This is a genomic window from Streptomyces erythrochromogenes (assembly GCF_040684695.1).
GTDB classification, from domain to species: Bacteria; Actinomycetota; Actinomycetes; order Streptomycetales; family Streptomycetaceae; genus Streptomyces; species Streptomyces erythrochromogenes_C.
The window spans coordinates 468,554-484,590 of the sequence record NZ_JBFBGM010000001.1 but is presented as its reverse complement, the minus strand read 5'-3'; the positions used below and the strand labels follow the sequence as shown (position 1 = coordinate 484,590).

At 73.6% G+C, this 16,037-nt stretch carries 16 protein-coding genes and 1 pseudogene; 7 read left to right on the top strand and 10 right to left on the bottom strand.

The features are described from left to right. Positions 1-33 precede the first annotated feature (33 nt). Positions 34-777, top strand: coding sequence for a class I SAM-dependent methyltransferase (locus tag AB0O53_RS01965; RefSeq protein WP_350988921.1), 744 nt, complete (start codon positions 34-36; stop codon positions 775-777). 139 nt (positions 778-916) lie between these two features. Then, entirely contained in the window at positions 917-1,483 is a 567-nt protein-coding gene (locus AB0O53_RS01960) for a hypothetical protein (RefSeq protein ID WP_365192734.1), read from the top strand. A 76-nt stretch (positions 1,484-1,559) separates the two neighbouring features. On the opposite strand, the gene AB0O53_RS01955 is transcribed toward AB0O53_RS01960, so the two are convergent. Both AB0O53_RS01955 and AB0O53_RS01950 read right to left on the bottom strand, forming a co-directional pair. Beyond that, positions 1,560-2,534 carry a phosphotransferase family protein gene (locus tag AB0O53_RS01955; protein WP_350988917.1) on the bottom strand — a complete coding sequence of 325 codons (975 nt, stop codon included), beginning with the start codon at positions 2,532-2,534 and terminating at the stop codon, positions 1,560-1,562. A gap of 56 nt (positions 2,535-2,590) precedes the next feature. Beyond that, positions 2,591-3,040: a hypothetical protein gene (locus AB0O53_RS01950; protein WP_350988915.1), complete on the bottom strand. Its 450-nt coding sequence runs from the start codon at positions 3,038-3,040 to the stop codon at positions 2,591-2,593. Between the two features lie 263 nt (positions 3,041-3,303). Between AB0O53_RS01950 and AB0O53_RS01945 the strand changes: the two genes are divergently transcribed. After that, complete coding sequence (locus tag AB0O53_RS01945; RefSeq protein ID WP_350988913.1) at positions 3,304-3,639, top strand: SAV_915 family protein; 336 nt, start codon at positions 3,304-3,306, stop codon at positions 3,637-3,639. An 11-nt stretch (positions 3,640-3,650) separates the two neighbouring features. Further along, a complete protein-coding gene (gene lysA / locus AB0O53_RS01940) occupies positions 3,651-4,985 on the top strand; it encodes a diaminopimelate decarboxylase (protein ID WP_365192731.1) in 1,335 nt (444 codons plus the stop codon). 93 nt (positions 4,986-5,078) lie between these two features. On the opposite strand, the gene AB0O53_RS01935 is transcribed toward lysA, so the two are convergent. The 8 genes from AB0O53_RS01935 to AB0O53_RS01900 form a co-directional block, all read right to left on the bottom strand. Then, positions 5,079-5,252: a hypothetical protein gene (locus AB0O53_RS01935; RefSeq protein WP_350988909.1), complete on the bottom strand. Its 174-nt coding sequence runs from the start codon at positions 5,250-5,252 to the stop codon at positions 5,079-5,081. A gap of 105 nt (positions 5,253-5,357) precedes the next feature. Continuing rightward, positions 5,358-6,644, bottom strand: a complete 1,287-nt coding sequence (locus AB0O53_RS01930) for an extracellular solute-binding protein (protein WP_365192729.1) — start codon at positions 6,642-6,644, stop codon at positions 5,358-5,360. 295 nt (positions 6,645-6,939) lie between these two features. Further along, positions 6,940-8,340 carry a hypothetical protein gene (locus AB0O53_RS01925; protein WP_365192727.1) on the bottom strand — a complete coding sequence of 467 codons (1,401 nt, stop codon included), beginning with the start codon at positions 8,338-8,340 and terminating at the stop codon, positions 6,940-6,942. 28 nt (positions 8,341-8,368) lie between these two features. Continuing rightward, positions 8,369-9,304: a hypothetical protein gene (locus tag AB0O53_RS01920; protein WP_365192725.1), complete on the bottom strand. Its 936-nt coding sequence runs from the start codon at positions 9,302-9,304 to the stop codon at positions 8,369-8,371. Continuing rightward, on the bottom strand, positions 9,301-9,828 hold the full coding sequence (locus AB0O53_RS01915) for a hypothetical protein (protein ID WP_350988901.1): 528 nt from the start codon (positions 9,826-9,828) through the stop codon (positions 9,301-9,303). The genes AB0O53_RS01920 and AB0O53_RS01915 overlap by 4 nt, the downstream gene beginning before the upstream one ends. A gap of 140 nt (positions 9,829-9,968) precedes the next feature. Then, complete coding sequence (locus AB0O53_RS01910; RefSeq protein ID WP_350988899.1) at positions 9,969-10,823, bottom strand: NmrA family NAD(P)-binding protein; 855 nt, start codon at positions 10,821-10,823, stop codon at positions 9,969-9,971. An 8-nt stretch (positions 10,824-10,831) separates the two neighbouring features. Beyond that, the gene (locus tag AB0O53_RS01905; protein WP_350988897.1) at positions 10,832-11,323 is read right to left on the bottom strand and encodes a hypothetical protein; all 492 of its coding nucleotides are present in this window, start codon (positions 11,321-11,323) and stop codon (positions 10,832-10,834) included. Positions 11,324-11,442: 119 nt separating this feature from the next. After that, positions 11,443-11,961, bottom strand: coding sequence for a MarR family winged helix-turn-helix transcriptional regulator (locus AB0O53_RS01900; RefSeq protein WP_350988895.1), 519 nt, complete (start codon positions 11,959-11,961; stop codon positions 11,443-11,445). Between the two features lie 154 nt (positions 11,962-12,115). Between AB0O53_RS01900 and AB0O53_RS01895 the strand changes: the two genes are divergently transcribed. From AB0O53_RS01895 to AB0O53_RS38380, 3 genes and pseudogenes are all read left to right on the top strand, one after another. Next, positions 12,116-14,566, top strand: a complete 2,451-nt coding sequence (locus AB0O53_RS01895) for an ATP-binding SpoIIE family protein phosphatase (protein ID WP_365192723.1) — start codon at positions 12,116-12,118, stop codon at positions 14,564-14,566. A gap of 41 nt (positions 14,567-14,607) precedes the next feature. Further along, the gene (locus tag AB0O53_RS01890; protein ID WP_350988891.1) at positions 14,608-15,459 is read left to right on the top strand and encodes a class I SAM-dependent methyltransferase; all 852 of its coding nucleotides are present in this window, start codon (positions 14,608-14,610) and stop codon (positions 15,457-15,459) included. 452 nt (positions 15,460-15,911) lie between these two features. Continuing rightward, positions 15,912-16,037: pseudogene (locus AB0O53_RS38380) on the top strand (RlpA-like double-psi beta-barrel domain-containing protein); the annotation flags it as partial.

Here is a 16,037-nt window from a genome sequence, read left to right as displayed (position 1 = left end):
GCCCCGGCATGCCGGAACGGGGAGGACATCACCATGAGCGCGCAGCAGCAGTACGACGAGATCGGCGAGGCCTACGAGGGGTTCAAGGCCCTGCCCCTGGAACAGTACGTGGTGGTACCCAGCTTCCTGGCGCTGGTCGGGGACGTGCGCGGCAAGTCCGTCATCGACCTGGCGTCCGGAACCGGCTTCTACAGCCGTGAATTCAGGCGGCGCGGCGCCGCCGAGGTGCTCGGCATCGACATCTCCGGTGAAATGATCGCCGTGGCGCAGCAGTTGGAGGACGGCGATCCGCTGGGCGTGCGCTACGAGGTCGGTGACGTGGCCGATCTGCGGCCCATCGCACGGCGCTTCGACATCGCGCTGGCCGTCCAGCTCCTCAACTACGCCGAGGACATCGCCACCACGGAGCGGATGTGCCGCGCCCTGCACCGCGGCCTGAAGCCCGGCGGCGAGCTGTTCCTGCTCAACCAGTCGCCCGACTTCCGCTTCGACGGCCCCACCCCGGAGCGGTACGGCTTCCGCAGCGAGCTGACCGGCGTGGAGGTCGAGACCGGGCCGCAGGTCCGCACCACGGCACTGCTCGACCCGCCGGTCTCGTTCATCGCCAACCGGCCGCGCCGCGACGTGTACGAGACGTGCCTGCAGGCCGCCGGCTTCGGCGAGTTGACCTGGGTGCCGCTGACCGTGTCGGAGGCCGGCGAGCGCGCGTTCGACGCGGAGTTCTGGGCGGACTTCCACGCCAACCCCCCACTCGAAATGCTCCGCTGCCGCGCCTGACGCCCCGCCGGTCGGCGCGGGCGGCGCCGGCGGCGGATTCACCCGACCGTCGGCCGCGCCGCATTCTCGTGCCGGGCACCCGCCCACCTCGGCATGACATATCTTGAACATGTTCAAGGCGCCATATCCGGGGGGACCAGTGCAGACACCAGGGATCCGACCGCCGCAGCCGCCGCCGTCACGGGGCCGCCTCGCGCTGGGGAACGCCGTCTGGGCGCTCACCGGCGGCGGATTGACGGTGGCCGCCCTCTGCCTCCTCGCGGGGGTGGGGGAGGTCACCGTCACGGGCGTCGCCGCCCTCACCGCGGGGGAATCGTCCTGCACCGCCACTCCCCTCTCGGCGTCGCTCCGCGAGCGGTACTCGCTGCCGGACCTCCCCGGGGCTGAAGACGTCCGCTTCTGCGAGAAGTCGTACAGGGACGCGACGCATGCCGAACTGACCTTCCGGAGCTCTCCGGCGGACTCCGAGGCGTACCTGAGAGGCCTCGGCTTCACCCAGGCGGGCAGCCCGGTGGAACCGGGCAAAGTGCGTGAGTTGTCACGACCGGACGGCGACGGGTGGCAGCTGACCGAGGGACTGCACTACAGGGTCGACCACGCCTCGCGGGACTGGAACGGCCACTGCTCCCTGGACTACACGGCCTACGTCCAGAGCGCGGAGGGCTGGGACGGCCGGGTGTACCTCGCGGCGCTGTGCTTGACCTGAGCCCGGTTCGCGCCGCTGCCGGGTCCGCCGCGCCACCCGTCCCCGGACGGCCGGTCAGCAGGCTCGATCGCGGGCGTCAGGCGTAGCGCGCGAAGAGGGCAGCGATGTAGCCCTCCAGCCGCTGCGTCAGGAGCTCGGCCGTGAGGTCGACGCGGCCCAGTTCCCGCCAGGGGACGGCGACCTTCTCCGCGTCCGGGGCGAAGGCCAGCGCGTCCAGCAGCCGCCAGTACAGGTGCGCGGCGCCGTCGTCCAGGCTTCCTCCCGCCGCGACGTAGCGGTCGGCGAAGCCCATGCCGGCGGGGACTCCGTGCAGCAGGGCGAGGGCGGTCGAGCAGTGGGCCACGTCCAGATCGGCGGGACCCCAGGAGGTCTCCACCCAGTCGACGACGCCGCTGATCCGGAGGTCTGCGCCGGCGCCCTCGAAGAGGACGTTGCCGGGGTGGAAGTCGCGGTGCAGGAAGCGGCCCTGATGGGCCGGGGGCTCCTGGCGGATGACGTCGACCGCACGCCGCCAGAGCTCGGGCCGCCCGGTGGCCGCGGGCGGGGTCACCCGCTCCGGGGAGGTCCAGGCCTGGTAGGCACGGGGGCGCTCCGCCGCGGTCACGGGCAGCCGGTGGATGCCCACCAACTGTCGCGCGAGCAGGGCGGCGCGCTCCTCGGAGCCCTCGTCGTCCAGGCGAACCGCGCCCGGCAGAAGGGACATCAGCAGGGACGGGTGGTCGCAGGACCGCGCCGTCGCGTCCACCGCCGCGAGCGTGGCGGCGGGTACGTCCGTGGCGGCGAGCAGGCGCAGGACGTTCGCCTCACGGGTCAGCAGGCCCTCCGCGTGGCGCACGTAGAAGGGCTTGACGAAGGACCGCAGGACGAGGGAGCGCCGACCGCCCGGACCGTGGAGGTCCAGGCGGCGCATCTGCGACGTCCAGCCGCCGCGCAGCGCCACGACCCCTTCGATGCGCTCCGCCCCGGCCAGCTCCTTCTCCACCCAGGAGCGCGTGGCGCTCCAGTCCTGACGGTCGTGGTCCACCCCGGTGCCTTCGGTCCCCTCACCCATGGGGGCAGGCTATCCGGCCCGCCCCGCTCCCCCGGCCCGCCAAGAGGGCGTCGGGCTCATTTTCGGCCACGGTCGCCGCCGCCGTGCGCGAGCCGGTCGTGCAGGGCGGGTCCGCCCGCGGCCACCGCGACGAACAGGATCCCGGCGGTGATCAGCGCCGGGTCGGAGAACCACAGGCCGGCGGTCCAGTCGACGAGCAGCGCGACGGCCACGAGGAGCACCTTCGCCGCCACCAGGCCGAGGAACAGGCTCCGGTCGAGCGGCGCCCTGCCGGTGCGGGCCAGCCGGCGGCCGACGAGGCGTCCGGCCACGCTGACGCAGAGCACCACCAGGAGTACGCGCAGTGCGTGCTCCCACGCGGGCGTGTCACCGCCGAAGGCCCACACCGCGCCCACGGCCGCGCCGGCGGCGGCGTAGGCGAGGCGCTTGCGCGCGGACCCGGCCGTCGTGCGCCGTTCGCGGACAGGGCTCTGCCCGGCACAGGCTCGGGCGCTGTAGACGGACATGTCTCGCCTTTCGTTACAGGCTGCTATTAACAGTGAGCAAAGGTCTGAATACCGACAAAACAACTTGCACTCTGAGTGTCATATGTTTTGGTGCCGCCGTCAAGCCGTCAGCGATGCGTATGGACTCGGCCCGTCGCCGTAAGAGCTGCGTTACGGAGCGGACCCGGGCGGGGGGAGGCGGGGATAGCTTCGGTGCCGAGCCCCGGACCGCCTCCCCGCATCCGGGGCCGCACCCGCCACTCGTGGTTCCCCAGGGAGGGCCCATGTGTCTTTTCCAGTACGACGACGACCCCGAGCCCGAAGAACGGGTCCCGGCCGGACCCCTCTACGTGCCCGTCCGGCCGGGTACCGCGGAGGTGGTGCTGCGGATGTTCCGCACCCCTCTGGGCGACCGCACCGCCGTCGGTTTCACCCGGCCCGGTCTGCTGGCGGCGACGCTCGGCCCGGGGCACCCCTGGATCCGCCTGTCCGAGTCCGCGCTGCGCGCGCTGGCCGCACCGCTCGGCGGGTGCCGGATCACGGTCGACCCGACCTTCACCGCTCCCGCCGTCACCCCGGTGCCGGCGCGGACGGCCGACGCCGCGGCCCGCGCGCTCTGAGGGGGGAACCGATGACCATTGCCGTTCTCCCCGAGGTCGCCACCGGCGCGGAGGACCTGTCCGTCTGGCCCGCGTCCACGCGGCGGCTCCCGCACGGCGGCCTGGCCGTCGGAGGGGTGTCGCTGGCGGAGGTGGCCGACCGCTTCGAGACACCGGCCTACGTCCTGGACGAGGGCGAGGTGCGGAGCCGCTGCCGGACCTACCGGGACGCCTTCCCCGAAGCCGGTGTGCTGTACGCCGCGAAGGCGTTCCTGTCGCGGGCCGTGGTCCGCTGGATACGGGAGGAGGGCCTCGGCCTGGACGTGTGCTCGGCCGGGGAGCTGGAGCTCGCCGTCACCGCGGGATTCCCGCCCGAGCGCATCGTGCTGCACGGCAACGCCAAGTCACCGCGCGACCTGGAGGCGGCACTGCGCCTGGGGGTCGGGCGGATCGTCATCGACGGGCCGTCGGAGATCGCCCGGATCGCGGCCGCCGTCGGCCCCGAGGGGCACCAGAAGGTCATGGTGCGGGTGGTGCCGGGCGTGTCGGCCGGGGGCCACGACAAGATCCGTACCGGTACAGACGACCAGAAGTTCGGTCTCTCCCTCACCGACGGGGGCGCACAGCACGCCGTCGCCCGGATACTCGGTCAGCCGCAGCTCGAACTGACCGGCCTGCACTGCCACATCGGCTCCCAGATCACCGAGGTGAAGCCGTACCTGGTGGCCCTGCGCCGCATGGTCGGGCTGATGGCCCGCATCCGCGACACGCACGGCATCGTCCTGCCCGAGCTGGACATGGGCGGCGGCCACGGCATCGCCTACCGGCCCGGCGAACCCGCCCTGGACCCGACCGCGCTGGCCCGGCGACTGCGCGCGGAGCTCGCCACGGGCTGCGCCGCGGCCCGGCTGGCCGTGCCACGGCTCCTCATCGAGCCGGGACGGGCGGTCGTGGGGCCGGCGGGGGTCGCCCTGTACCGCGTGCTCGCCGTCAAGCTCACCGGCGAGAAGGTGTTCGTCGCCGTCGACGGCGGCATGAGCGACAACCCCCGGCCGGCCCTGTACGGGGTGCGCTACGCCCCCCGCCTGATCGGCCGCGCATCGACGGCCGGGCCCCGTACGACCACGGTCGTGGGCCGGCACTGCGAGGCGGGCGACGTCCTCGCGGCCGATGTGGAGCTGCCCGGCGACATCCGCCCCGGCGACCTGCTCGCCGTACCGGTGGCCGGCGCCTACCAGCTGTCCATGGCCTCCGGCTACAACCTCGTCGGCCGCCCCGCGGTCGTGGCCGTCCACGAGGGGGCGGCCCGGATGCTGGTCCGGCGCGAGACCCTGGAGGACTTCCGCAGCCGGGACATCGGCGGCTGACGCCGGGGCACGGCCCGGCGGGCGGCGGGGCGCTGCGGCAGGGTGGCGCCTCCCGGCGGGGTGGTGCTCCGCCCCGAACGGCGCACCGCCCCTTCAGGGCCGGTAGACGATCTCGATGCCCATGGCGGCGATGATGCCCCAGACCCCGAGGCCGAGCAGCCACATGGCCTCCAGGGCCGCGCCGGTGGCGGTGACGGTCAGGCCTGCCGCCCCGAGGGCGCGTACGGTCCGGCGGATGCCGCGGTCGGGAAGCCAGTCACTGGTCACGTGACGAGAATCCCGCCGTACCCGCGCCGTGGCGAGGGTACGGCGGGATTCCTGTCGGCGTCTTGATGCAGGTGCGCCGGCCGGCCGCCGCGGTGACAGCGGGTGTCAGGGCCGGCCGGCGGCCTCCTCGGCCTGGTGCGCCATCTCCTCCAGGACCGCCTTCGGGTCGCCCCCCGGCTCGACGGCGCGGCCTATATTGCGCTTGATGGTGTCGCTGACCGTCACCCACGACGGGTCGTTCACGGGGTAGAGCCGGGCCGTCCGCAGGGCGCTCAGGAAGTCCTCGTCGGTCCGGCTGAGGCCGCCGCCGGCCGGGGTCCGGGCGGCGGACGCGGTGGCCGGCAGCAGGTGGTAGCGGCCCGCGAAGTCCGACAGGTTCTTGTCCTGGTAGACGAACTCCAGGAACCTGCCGATCTCGGCGCGCTTGTCGTTCTGCCTGAAGGCCACCATCCAGTCGGCGACGCCGACCGTGGGCGGGGTCTCCCCGCTGCCCAGGGTGTCCGAGACCGGCATGGCGACGGTGCCGACGCCGATGCCCTTCGCGGCCGCCTCGTGGGCGAGCGACGGGTAGCCGTTGAGCATGCCGACCTCGCCCCGCAGGAAGGCGGCGAACGCGTCGGCGCGGTTGGTCCTGGACGGGGCGGTGGGTCCGACGAGGCCGGGGGCGACGAGGTTGTCCCTGACCCACTGCCAGGTCTTGATGTTCTTCTCGGAGTCCAGGCTGTAGCTGCCCCGCCCGTCGGCGTAGCCGCCGCCGTTGCTGAGCTCCCAGATCAGCGCCTCGGCGTGCGCCTCCTCGGGCCCCAGCGGCAGGGCGTACGGATACTTCACGCCCTTGTCCTTGAGCGCCTTCGCGGCGGTCTTGAGGTCGGACCAGGTCTTGGGGGCCTCCTTGACACCGGCCTTGGCGAACAGCGCCTCGTTGTAGAAGAGGAGGCGGCTGCTGGCCACGAAGGGCAGACCGTAGAGGCGGTTGTCGAAGGTTCCCGCCTCGGCGAGCGGCTGGAGGAAGTTCGCCTCGGCGCCGACGGAGAGGAGTTCCTCCGCCGAGTACAGCTTCCCCTGCGCGGCGAAGTCCGAGTAGGAGCCCATGAGCGCCACGTCGGGCGCCTCGCCCTCCTTGACCATGCGGGAGACCTCGCGGTCGATGTCGGCCCACGGCACCAGCCGGACCTCGACCTTGATGCCGGGGCTGGCGTCGGTGAACGCGCCGGTCACCTTGTCCCAGTACGCCTTGGAGCTGGTGGCCGGGGTGTCGCCGTACTCCGCCGCCACCATGCGGAGCGTGCCGCCGTCACCCGCGCCGCCGTCCGGCGCACCGCATCCGGAGAGTGGCGGCAGGAGGCCGAGTACGGCAGCGGTGGCGGCCGGCCCGAAGATCTTTCGTCGCACGAGCGTGTTCCCCTGGTGTCGCGTGGATGGTGCCGCGCACGGCGCACCCTGCCGGGGGTGCCCAGCGGCCCGGTGGCCGGAATCATCTCCTGGGATTGGAGTGATTGATTCCGCTCGGGAAGCAGGTGTGGCCGATGATCCAGTCGCGGGCGTGCGTACTTGTCGGTTCCGACGAGCCACCGGGCCTTCCGACACGCGTAGAACGGCTCCGGGCCGACCGGGGCTTCTCCGGGGCGGCCCCGCCCCCGGCGCGCACGGCGCTCGTCGGGGGCGGGGCTTCGGTGCCGGGGCGCGCTCAGCGCTCGGCGCCGGCCGGGGTGTTCGCGCCGACCGGGGTCGTCGCGCTGGGCCGGTCGGACTGGCAGCGCTGCTTCTCGGAGGCGGTCAGGGGGCCGGTGCGCTGGTAGATCCGGTCGGAGAGGTCGGTGGAGGGGTGGTCGATGACGGTGTGCAGGCGCCAGTCGTAGTTCGGGTCGGCGGCCTTGGTGGCGGCGTCGAACCATCCTTCGGTGCGCCGGCGTGCGGCCTGCGTCTCGATCCAGGAGACCTCGGCCGGCTGGACGATCTCGGTGACCGAGCGTTCCTGGGAGGTGTTCCAGGCGGGGGCGAGGCCCGTGCCCTGCGTGTACTGCTGGGCCATGTTGCTGGGCGCTCCGCTGCCGCTGACGGGCAGGCCGGCGGCCGCGGGGAGGTCACCGTAGGAGCGGTTGGCGGTGGTGACGGGGCGGGTGCGGTTCAGGGTGTTGCGGGTGCAGTTGAGGTACGTCTCGGCCGCGACGCGGGCGGGGGCGTAGTAGCTGAAGGAGTAGGCGTCCTCGGCCGTGAACGTGCAGCGGTTCGCGGCGCCGTTGCAGTAGGAGACGGCGTCCGCCACGTTGCGGCGGTCGTTGCCGTAGAAGGCCTCGGAGGCCGGCAGGGCACCGGCCGGGACGGTCTTGTCCACCGGCGGCGGTTCCTGGGTGACGCGGACGTTGGTGATGAGCGGGCCGCAGTAGCCGTTGTTGTTCTGCGCGGCGGGGACGGTGGAGGCGAAGGTGAGCAGCGGTTCGTTCGCCCCGGCGGTGAAGTCGAGGGTGAGCCCGGTGCGCCAGGCCGGCTTCCAGTAGTTGCTGGGCAGCTTCTCGGTGGTGGGCAGTGTGGTGCGGTCGGTGAGGGCGCCGCCCTCGCCCTGGACGGTGTAGGTCTGGCCCTGTTCGAGTGCGGCGGCGGTGCAGTAGTTCGAGACGCTGGGGCTCTCGTCGTAGGTGACGGTGACGCGCGCCCCGCTGCGCACGCCGCGCAGCCGCTGCTTGAGGCCGTACGTGGCCTCGCCGGGCAGGCGGAGCATCGCGGCGGTCAGGCCGTCGGGGTGGCCGCCGGTGGCGGCGTTCCAGCGCCAGACACCGCCGGCCGTGCCGGTGCCGGAGGTGGAACCGACCGACCAGGCGTAGGGGTTGGCACCGGTGTTGACGCCGGTGAAGGCGGGTTGGGCGAAGTCGCCGTTGAGGACGGTGACGGGTACGGGGGCGGCGGCCCGGGCCGGCGGTACGGCGACGGATGCCTGGGCGGCGCTCGCGCCGCCGAGCAGCCCGCAGCACAGACCCAGGCCCAGCCCCAGGCCGACGACCGGGGCGGTACGCGTGAGGGCCGGGCGTGTGGGGGTGGTGCGGGCGAGGGGGGTGCGGGCGGGTCCGGCAGGGCTCTGGCGGGTTTCCATGACGATCTCCACGGGGTGCGGCGGGCGGTCAGGGCGTGCCGGGGGCGAGCACGTCGCGGTCCTTGAGCCGGGAGCCCTCGGGCAGGCTCGCCGGTGTCAGGCCGCGCGACGGTGCGGCAGGGCCGGTGGTGTCCTCGGTCCCGGTCTTGCCCTCGGGCCGCAGCCGGTCGCAGGTGTTGCCGGGCACGGTGAAGGTGTCCGCGACGAAGGTGCTGGAGTTCACGGTGGAGGGGCCGTCGACGACGACCTTGCGGATGCCGAGGCCGCTGCCCGTGGTGATCTCTCCCGCGATGCGCTGCATGGCGGAGCTGGCGCCGAAGACGAGCGCGTCGCCGGGGCGCACGGTGGTGTTGTAGGTGGTCTTCTCGATGTGCTCGGTCGTCCAGGAGCGCTGGTAGGCGAGCTTGAAGGCGCCTTCGAAGGCTCCCTTGACGCCGAGGGATCCGGCGATCTTCCCGCTGCCCGAGGCGCCGGCCTCGGCGCCGACGGTGGCGGTCGGGCCCTTGGACTTGTCCGGGGTGGAGAACTCGCCCTTGGCCTTCGCGTCGACACCGGCCGAGACCTCGCCGGAGGTGCTGATCGTGCCCTCGATCGCGATCTTCCCGGTGATCTCACCGCCGAGGTTGTCGGTGCTCGACGTGCGCAGGGTGATCTCGCGGGCGACCGTGATGGCGTCCTTGGTGCAGTTGACGACCGCGTTGCCGAGGGACTTGACGGCGCTGTAGTACTCGCCCGACGCGGCGCGGTTGATCTCGAACCGGCAGCCTCCGGGGTGCGAGGCGCAGTACTCGGTGACCTTCTCCGTCGAGGCGAGCGGGGTCGTGCCCTCGTAGGCGACGGGGGTCGGCACCTCGGGCGGCGTGGCGGCGTGCGCGGAGCCGGTGGCGGTGCAGGTCAGGGCGAGGAGGGCGGCGCCGGCGACCAGGGCGGCGCGTCGGCCGGTGGTGCGGGGAAACGTCTTCATCGGTTCATCTCCCCGCACAGAGTGGTCAGTTCGGTGGACTGGGACAGCCCGGCCGGCAGGTCGGCGGCGAAGGAGGCGCAGGTACCGGACAGGGCGGACGCGGCGTTGCCGGACGGCTCGGGCCGCATGGTGCCCAGCTCGCCTCGGGCCTGCGCCATGTCGGTCTCCTGCGTCGCACCGCCGCCGATGAGGTCCGTCATGCACGACTTGGATTCGGCAGGGCACTTCTGTGCCGCCTGCTTGGCGGCCCCGATGTCCTGTTTGGCGGCGGCGTTTTCCTGCTTCGCAGCGTCGCGGTCCTTGTCCACGGACCCGCGCTCCTCGGGAGAGGCCGAGCAGGGCTTGGCCTCTCCTCCGGGGCAGGGCTCCTCGTCGTCGAGGGGCGCGGCGGGGGCGGCGATCCGGTGGACCTGGGCCGGTGAACCCGGCAGTGAGGGGGTGGCCGCCGCGGGCGGCGGGCCACAGAGGAGGGCGAGTGCCGCGACGGACGCGGCGATGGGGAGACGGGGAAGGATGGTGCGCATGCCTGGTAGCCCCTTCCGGGGTGACACGACGAACTGGGGTTCGCATCCGAACCGGATGCGTACGCAAAGTAACAGTGCGCTACGCACCGTTACCAGTGTCGTGATCATGGTTCACCCGTATTGCCCCGGGGTCAGGCCGCCTACCTGCGGAAACGGTCCCGGTGTTCATGGAGGAAGGCGTCGAGGGTCCGGGGCGGACGGCCGAGGACGCGGGCGATGCCGTCGGTGGGGTATTCGGGCCGGGCCACGGCGAGTTGCTGGATCTCCGTCACGTGGTCGGCGAGCCAGGCGGGCATCCGCGCCTGCCGCACGAGGTGGTCGCGCAGCTCGTCCGGAGCGAGATCCACGTAACGGATCCGATGTCCCGTCAATACGCCGATCCGATGAGCGAGTTCGGGGTGGGAGACGGCCTCCGGCCCGGTGAGGACGTGGACGCCGTCCGCGACGGCGGGCCCGGTGAGCACGGCGGCGGCGACGTCGCCGACGTCCCGGCAGTCGACGTAGTTGCAGGGTGCCTCGCCCATCGCGCCGACGAGCACGCCCCGGGCGACGGCCGGGGCCAGCCGCAGGAGGTTCTGCATGAACGCGTAGGGGCGCAGGACGGTGTGGCTCAGGCCGAGCCCGCGCAGGTGCTCCTCGACGGCATGGTGTCCACGGGAGACGGCGACCGGGGAGTCGGGTTCGGCGGCGGGCGCGGAGACCTTGACGACGTGTCCGATGCCGGCCTGCGCGGCGATGTCGACGGCGCGGGTTTCGAGTTCCACCTGCGCGGGGCCGTTGGCCATGGTGAGGAAGAGCCGGCTCGCGCCCTCGAAGGCGGCGCGCAGCGCGTCCGGGTCCGCGGCGTCGGCGTACCGGACCTCCAGGGCCGGGCGGTGCGCGTCGGTGACGCCGGGTATCGGGCGGTGCGGGGTACGGGTGAGCGCGCGGACGGGTGCGCCGAGCGCGAGGAGGCGGTGGAGCAGGGCGTTGCCGGTCGCTCCGGTCGCTCCCATGACGACGATCATCGGGTGTCCTCTCGTGCGGTGGGTCGGGGGGTTCGGCGGGCGGCGCTGCCGCGCCAGCGGAGGGTGACGACGGCGGTGGCGAGTGCCGCGGAGACGGGCAGGTCGATGCGCAGGCGCTCCATCCGGGCGCCGGCGGGAAGCGCGGTGTGGGCGGGCAGCCACCGGACGGCGAACCACCCCAGCAGCGCCGCCGCTCCGGTGGTGACGACCGCCAGGAGGACGGTCACGACGGCCCCCGGCAGGGCGGTGGTCCACCGCCGGCGCCGGCCGCCGCTGCGCAGCCAGGCCCCGAGCAGGAAAGCCACCACCGCGGAGGTACCGGCGATGGAGGTGACGGCGGCCACGGCCAGGTCCCGCTGCCCGGTGGCGACGGCCGCGGATCCGGCCGTCAGCGCGGGGGCGGCGTAGGCGGTCAGCACCTCGCGCCACAGAACGAACGGCCGGGACCTTGCCCGGCTGCGGCCGGGCCTGTCCTTCGTTGCGGGCATGACAGCCCCTTCCTTGGTGCGTGCGGGGCAAGCCCCGAGGACATAATTAGCTGCCTAACTATCAGGTCGAGAAAAAGGCCCGGCCCCTGCGGGCGGGGGGCCGGGCGCCCGGGTGCGGCTCAGTCGGCGGCCAGGGCTCCGCTGCCGCGGACCACACGGGCCAGCAGGTCGAGGAACACCGCGCGTTCCTCGACGGAGAGCCCGCCCACCATCGACTCCAGCCGCCCGAAGTGCTCGGGCGCCATGTCGCGCAGTCGCTGCGCACCGCGCGCCGTCAGGATGGCGACCGTCCCCCGGCCGTCCTCCGCGGACGGGCGCCGGGCGACCAGGCCTTCGCGCTCCAGGTTGTCCAGCAGGCCGGTGACCGTGGCCCTGGAGACGTCGAGGTCGGCCGCGAGGCGCGAGGGGGACTTCTCCCCGCCGTGGTCCTCGAGGTCGGCGAGCAGGCGGTAACGGCCCGTCGACAGGCCGAACCTGGCGAAGTGCGCCTCGGCCGCCCGGCCGACCCGCGCACCGGCCGAGATCAGCCGGACCGCGACCAGCACCGCCTGTGGATCGGCGTCCAGGCCGTAGTGCTCGACCTGCCGCCTGGCCTGGTCCAGCGTGGGCGCCTCGGCGTCGATCCCGTTCTCCTTCATGCAATTAATATGGCAGCTAACTACCTTCCTGTCCAGCCCGCCCCCGCTTTCCCTCTCCGGCGGGCGGGCGTCCGGACGGCGCAACGCCCCTGGCTCCCGGCGCGGACATCGGCCAGCATGAGAACAGCGGGACCGGCGGACGAGATGGGCACGCATGCGCGCCACCGAGAGCAACCAGGACTATCCCTTCGCTGTCACCAACACGGCCGCGGCACTGCTGGACGGCACCGGGACGGTCGTCGCCTGGACCGTGGCGGCCGAGTCCCTCCTGCAGCGGCGGTCCGCCGACGTGTGCGGCCGGCCGGCCCGGGACCTCCTCGCGGACGCGGGTGACTGGGACGCGGTACTGGCCCAGGGCGGCGGGCCCGGCAATCCGGAGGGCCAGGCGGGCTGGGAGGGCCGTGCCACCCTGCGGCACGGCTCGGGCGGCGAGCTGGAGATCGGCTTCCGTGTCATCCCGCTGGACGACGGCGCGCGGGGAGGCACGGCCCGGTTCCTCGTGCTTGGCGCGGCCCTGGACCTGGTCGCCCGGTGGCGGCAGGACCACGCCTTCACCTACGAGTTGTTCCTGCAGGGCCGGGTGGGCCTCGCCGTCTTCGACCGGGAGCTGCGGCTGCTGCGGACGAACTCGCACCTGCTGCCGTACACCGGGGTGCCCGTCGACCTGCGCGGCCGGCGGCTGGCCGACTTCCTGTGGCCCGAGGACGCGCGCACCATCGAGGACCGGCTGTGGGACGTCGTGCGCAGTGGAACCCCCCTGGTGGGTTTCAACACCACCGTGCGCACCCTCGACGACCCGAGGGGCGGGCGGATCGTCACCGTCCAGGCGTTCCGGCTCCAGGAACCCGACGGGCACCCGATGGGGGTGGCCGCGGTGTTCACCGACGTCACCGACCACGAACGCGCGCGCGGACGCCTGGACCTGCTCTACCGCGCGACCGGGGCGCTGGGCGGTTCGCTGTCCGTCCTGCGCACGGTGGAGGACCTGGTGAAGGTCCTGGCCCCCGGACTGGGCGACTGCGCCGCGGTGGACCTCGCGGAGACCGTGCTCACCGGCGGTGAACCTCCCGCCGACGGACAGCTCACGCTGCCCCTGGTCCGGGTGGCCGTCGCCGGAGCGGAGTCGGAGGCCCTGCGCGGGGGAACGGCCCCGTTCGCGGCGCCGCTCGCCGCGCCCGGAGCGCGGGAGTGCCGGGGAGAGCTCGTCACCGGCCTCGGCGACCCGCCCGCGGGCTCCGCGCACGGCGCACCGCCCCCGGACTGGGCCACGACCGTCCCGGGCGCGCATTCGGCGCTGACGGCTCCGCTGTGCGCGCGGGGCATCAGGTTCGGCAGGCTCACGCTCTGGCGCACCGGCGACGCCGCCCCGCCCGAGGCGGACGACCTGGCCCTCCTGGAGGAGATCGCCGCCCGCGCGGCCGTGGCCGTGGACAACGCACGGCGCTACACCAAGGAGCGCCGCACCGCCGTGGGACTGCAGCGCAGCCTCCTGCCTCCGGCCACCTCGGAGAAGCCCGCGCTGGAGGCCGCCGGCCTCTACCTGCCCGCGGACGCGGACAGCGGCGTGGGCGGCGACTGGTTCGACGTCATCCCCCTGTCGTCGGCCCGGGTCGCCCTGGTGGTCGGGGACGTCGCCGGCCACGGGCTGCACGCCACCGCCATGATGGGACGCCTGCGCAGCGCCGTACGGGCGATGGCCGACCTGGAGCTGGAACCGGAGGAACTGCTCGCGCACGTGGACGACATGGTCCTGCAGTTCGCCTCCGAGGCCGAGAACGGCGACCCGGACGACGGCGACGCGGGCATGCCGCTGCCCTCCGGACCGGCCGGTGCGACCTGCCTGTACGCCGTCTACGACCCGGTCACCCGGACCTGCGTCATGGCCAGCGCCGGCCACCCGCCGCCGGCCGTCGTCGGCCCGGACGGAACCGTGGAGTACGTCGAGCTGAGCCCCGGCCCGCCCCTGGGGGTCGGCGGCTGGCCCTTCGAACCGGTCGAACGCGAGCTGCCGCCCGGGAGCGTCCTCGCCCTGTACACCGACGGCCTGATCGAACGCGGAGAAGGGGACATCGACCACGGCATGCAGGACCTGGCCGACCGGCTGCTGCGCTCGGACGTCCTCGGCCGGCCGCTGCGCGAGGCCCGCCACGACATCGTGGAAGGCCTCCCCCCGGGCAGGCTGAGGGACGACGTCACCCTGCTGCTGGCCCGTACCCGGGTCGTCGAACCCGGCTCCATCACGACATGGACGCTCGACCCCGACCCGGCGGTCGTCGCCGACGCCCGCCATCTCGTCCTGGCGCAGCTGACCGCATGGGACCTCGACGAGCTCTCCTTCAGCACGGAGCTCATCGTCAGCGAGCTCGTCACCAACGCCATCCGCCACGCCGGCGGCCCGGTCCGGCTCCGCCTGATCCGGGCGGACACCCTGACGTGCGAGGTCTCGGACTCCAGCAACACGCAGCCGAGGATGCGGCGTGCGCGGAGCTCCGAAGAGGGCGGACGCGGCCTGTACATCGTCGCCCAGCTCTCGCACCGCTGGGGCAGCCGCTACACCATGGGAGGCAAGACCGTCTGGTCCGAACAGAGCCTGCCCCTCGCCTGACCGCGCGGACCGGCGGTCCGCAACCACCGGAGGTGGTGGCCGTGAACAGCACTCCCCGGGTCGATCCCTCGAACGCGGACCAGGCGCGCGCCTGGGACGGCAGGGAGGGCGCGTACTGGGCCGAGCACGCCGACCGGTTCGACCGCGCGGTCCGCCCCTATCTCGCCCCCTTCCTCGCCGCGGCCGACGTGTCCGCCGCCGACCGGGTGCTGGACATCGGCTGCGGCACCGGCGAGACCACCCGCGCCGTCGCGCGGCGGGCGAGCGGCGGCCGCGCGCTGGGCGTGGACCTGTCGGCGCGGATGCTGCGGGTGGCACGGGAGCGGGCGGTGGCCGAAGGGACGGACAACGCCGAGTTCGTACAGGCCGACGCCCAGGTCCACCCCTTCCCCACGGCCTCCTTCGACGTGGCCGTCAGCCGCACCGGGACGATGTTCTTCGCCGACCCCGTCGCCGCGTTCCGCAACATCGGCGGTGCGCTGCGGCCCGGCGGACGCCTCGTCCAGCTGGTCTGGCAGGAGGCGGCGGGCAACGCGTGGTTCCTCGCCTTCACCCGGGCCCTGGCCGCCGGACGGCCGATGACCGGGCCGCCGCCCGGCGCTCCGGGGCCGTTCTCCCTGGCCGATCCGGACCGGGTGCGGGCCGTCCTCACCGCCGCCGGCTTCACCGGCGTCCGACTGGAGCCGCACCGCGAGACCATGTGGTTCGGTGAGGACGCGGCCGACGCGGAGCGGTTCACGCTGGGGCTGCACGGCTGGATGCTCGACGGCCTCGACGAGGGGGGCCGGCGCCGTGCCGTCGACGACCTGAGGGCCACCCTCGCCGCGCACGAGGGCGACGACGGGGTCCGCTACGCCTCGGCGACCTGGATCGTCCGGGCGACGCGGCCCTGAGGCCCCGGCGCCCCGCGTTCCCCGCTTCCCCGCGGAGGGTTAAGGCGGGATCAACTCAGGCTTAAGGATGTGTGCGGCCCCGGCCGCCGCGCGGCGGCCCGGGCGGGCGATGGGCGCCGCGCACGCGTCGACGCCCGCGAGCGACAAGGCTCCCACCTGCGCCTTCGTACGCCTTCCGGGCGCGCCGGGCCGCCGCTGCCCGCCGTGCGCAGCACCCGCGCACTCCGTCACCGCCGGATTTGTAACACGGCGACAAGAACCGAACCCGGCCCGGACGCCGGGCGTATGCAGGACACGGGGAGGCAGTGACCATCGGATCGGATCGAGGAGTGTCGATGTCCCGGAAACGGACTATGAGTCTTACGAAGAAGCTCGTGCTCTCTGTCACCACGGGAGCCCTGGTGACGGGAGGCGTGATCGTCACGGTGGCGACCGGCAACGCCTCCGTCCCCGACGTCGTGTGCCCGGGTTCGACGGTGACGCTGTCGGGTGAGGCCGGTCCCCCGGCGGCCACCAGCGGCACCTTCCCCGTCGGGACCAAGCTCAAGGTCACCAACCTCGACAACGGCCAGGCCACC

Coding starts and splice junctions, on each gene's coding strand:
- AB0O53_RS01965 (WP_350988921.1), top strand. CDS start 34: ATGAGCGCGCAGCAGCAGTACGACGAGATCGGCGAGGCCTACGAGGGG.
- AB0O53_RS01955 (WP_350988917.1), bottom strand. CDS start 2,534: ATGGGTGAGGGGACCGAAGGCACCGGGGTGGACCACGACCGTCAGGAC.
- AB0O53_RS01950 (WP_350988915.1), bottom strand. CDS start 3,040: ATGTCCGTCTACAGCGCCCGAGCCTGTGCCGGGCAGAGCCCTGTCCGC.
- AB0O53_RS01945 (WP_350988913.1), top strand. CDS start 3,304: ATGTGTCTTTTCCAGTACGACGACGACCCCGAGCCCGAAGAACGGGTC.
- lysA (WP_365192731.1), top strand. CDS start 3,651: ATGACCATTGCCGTTCTCCCCGAGGTCGCCACCGGCGCGGAGGACCTG.
- AB0O53_RS01925 (WP_365192727.1), bottom strand. CDS start 8,340: ATGGAAACCCGCCAGAGCCCTGCCGGACCCGCCCGCACCCCCCTCGCC.
- AB0O53_RS01920 (WP_365192725.1), bottom strand. CDS start 9,304: ATGAAGACGTTTCCCCGCACCACCGGCCGACGCGCCGCCCTGGTCGCC.
- AB0O53_RS01915 (WP_350988901.1), bottom strand. CDS start 9,828: ATGCGCACCATCCTTCCCCGTCTCCCCATCGCCGCGTCCGTCGCGGCA.
- AB0O53_RS01910 (WP_350988899.1), bottom strand. CDS start 10,823: ATGGGAGCGACCGGAGCGACCGGCAACGCCCTGCTCCACCGCCTCCTC.
- AB0O53_RS01905 (WP_350988897.1), bottom strand. CDS start 11,323: ATGCCCGCAACGAAGGACAGGCCCGGCCGCAGCCGGGCAAGGTCCCGG.
- AB0O53_RS01900 (WP_350988895.1), bottom strand. CDS start 11,961: ATGAAGGAGAACGGGATCGACGCCGAGGCGCCCACGCTGGACCAGGCC.
- AB0O53_RS01895 (WP_365192723.1), top strand. CDS start 12,116: ATGCGCGCCACCGAGAGCAACCAGGACTATCCCTTCGCTGTCACCAAC.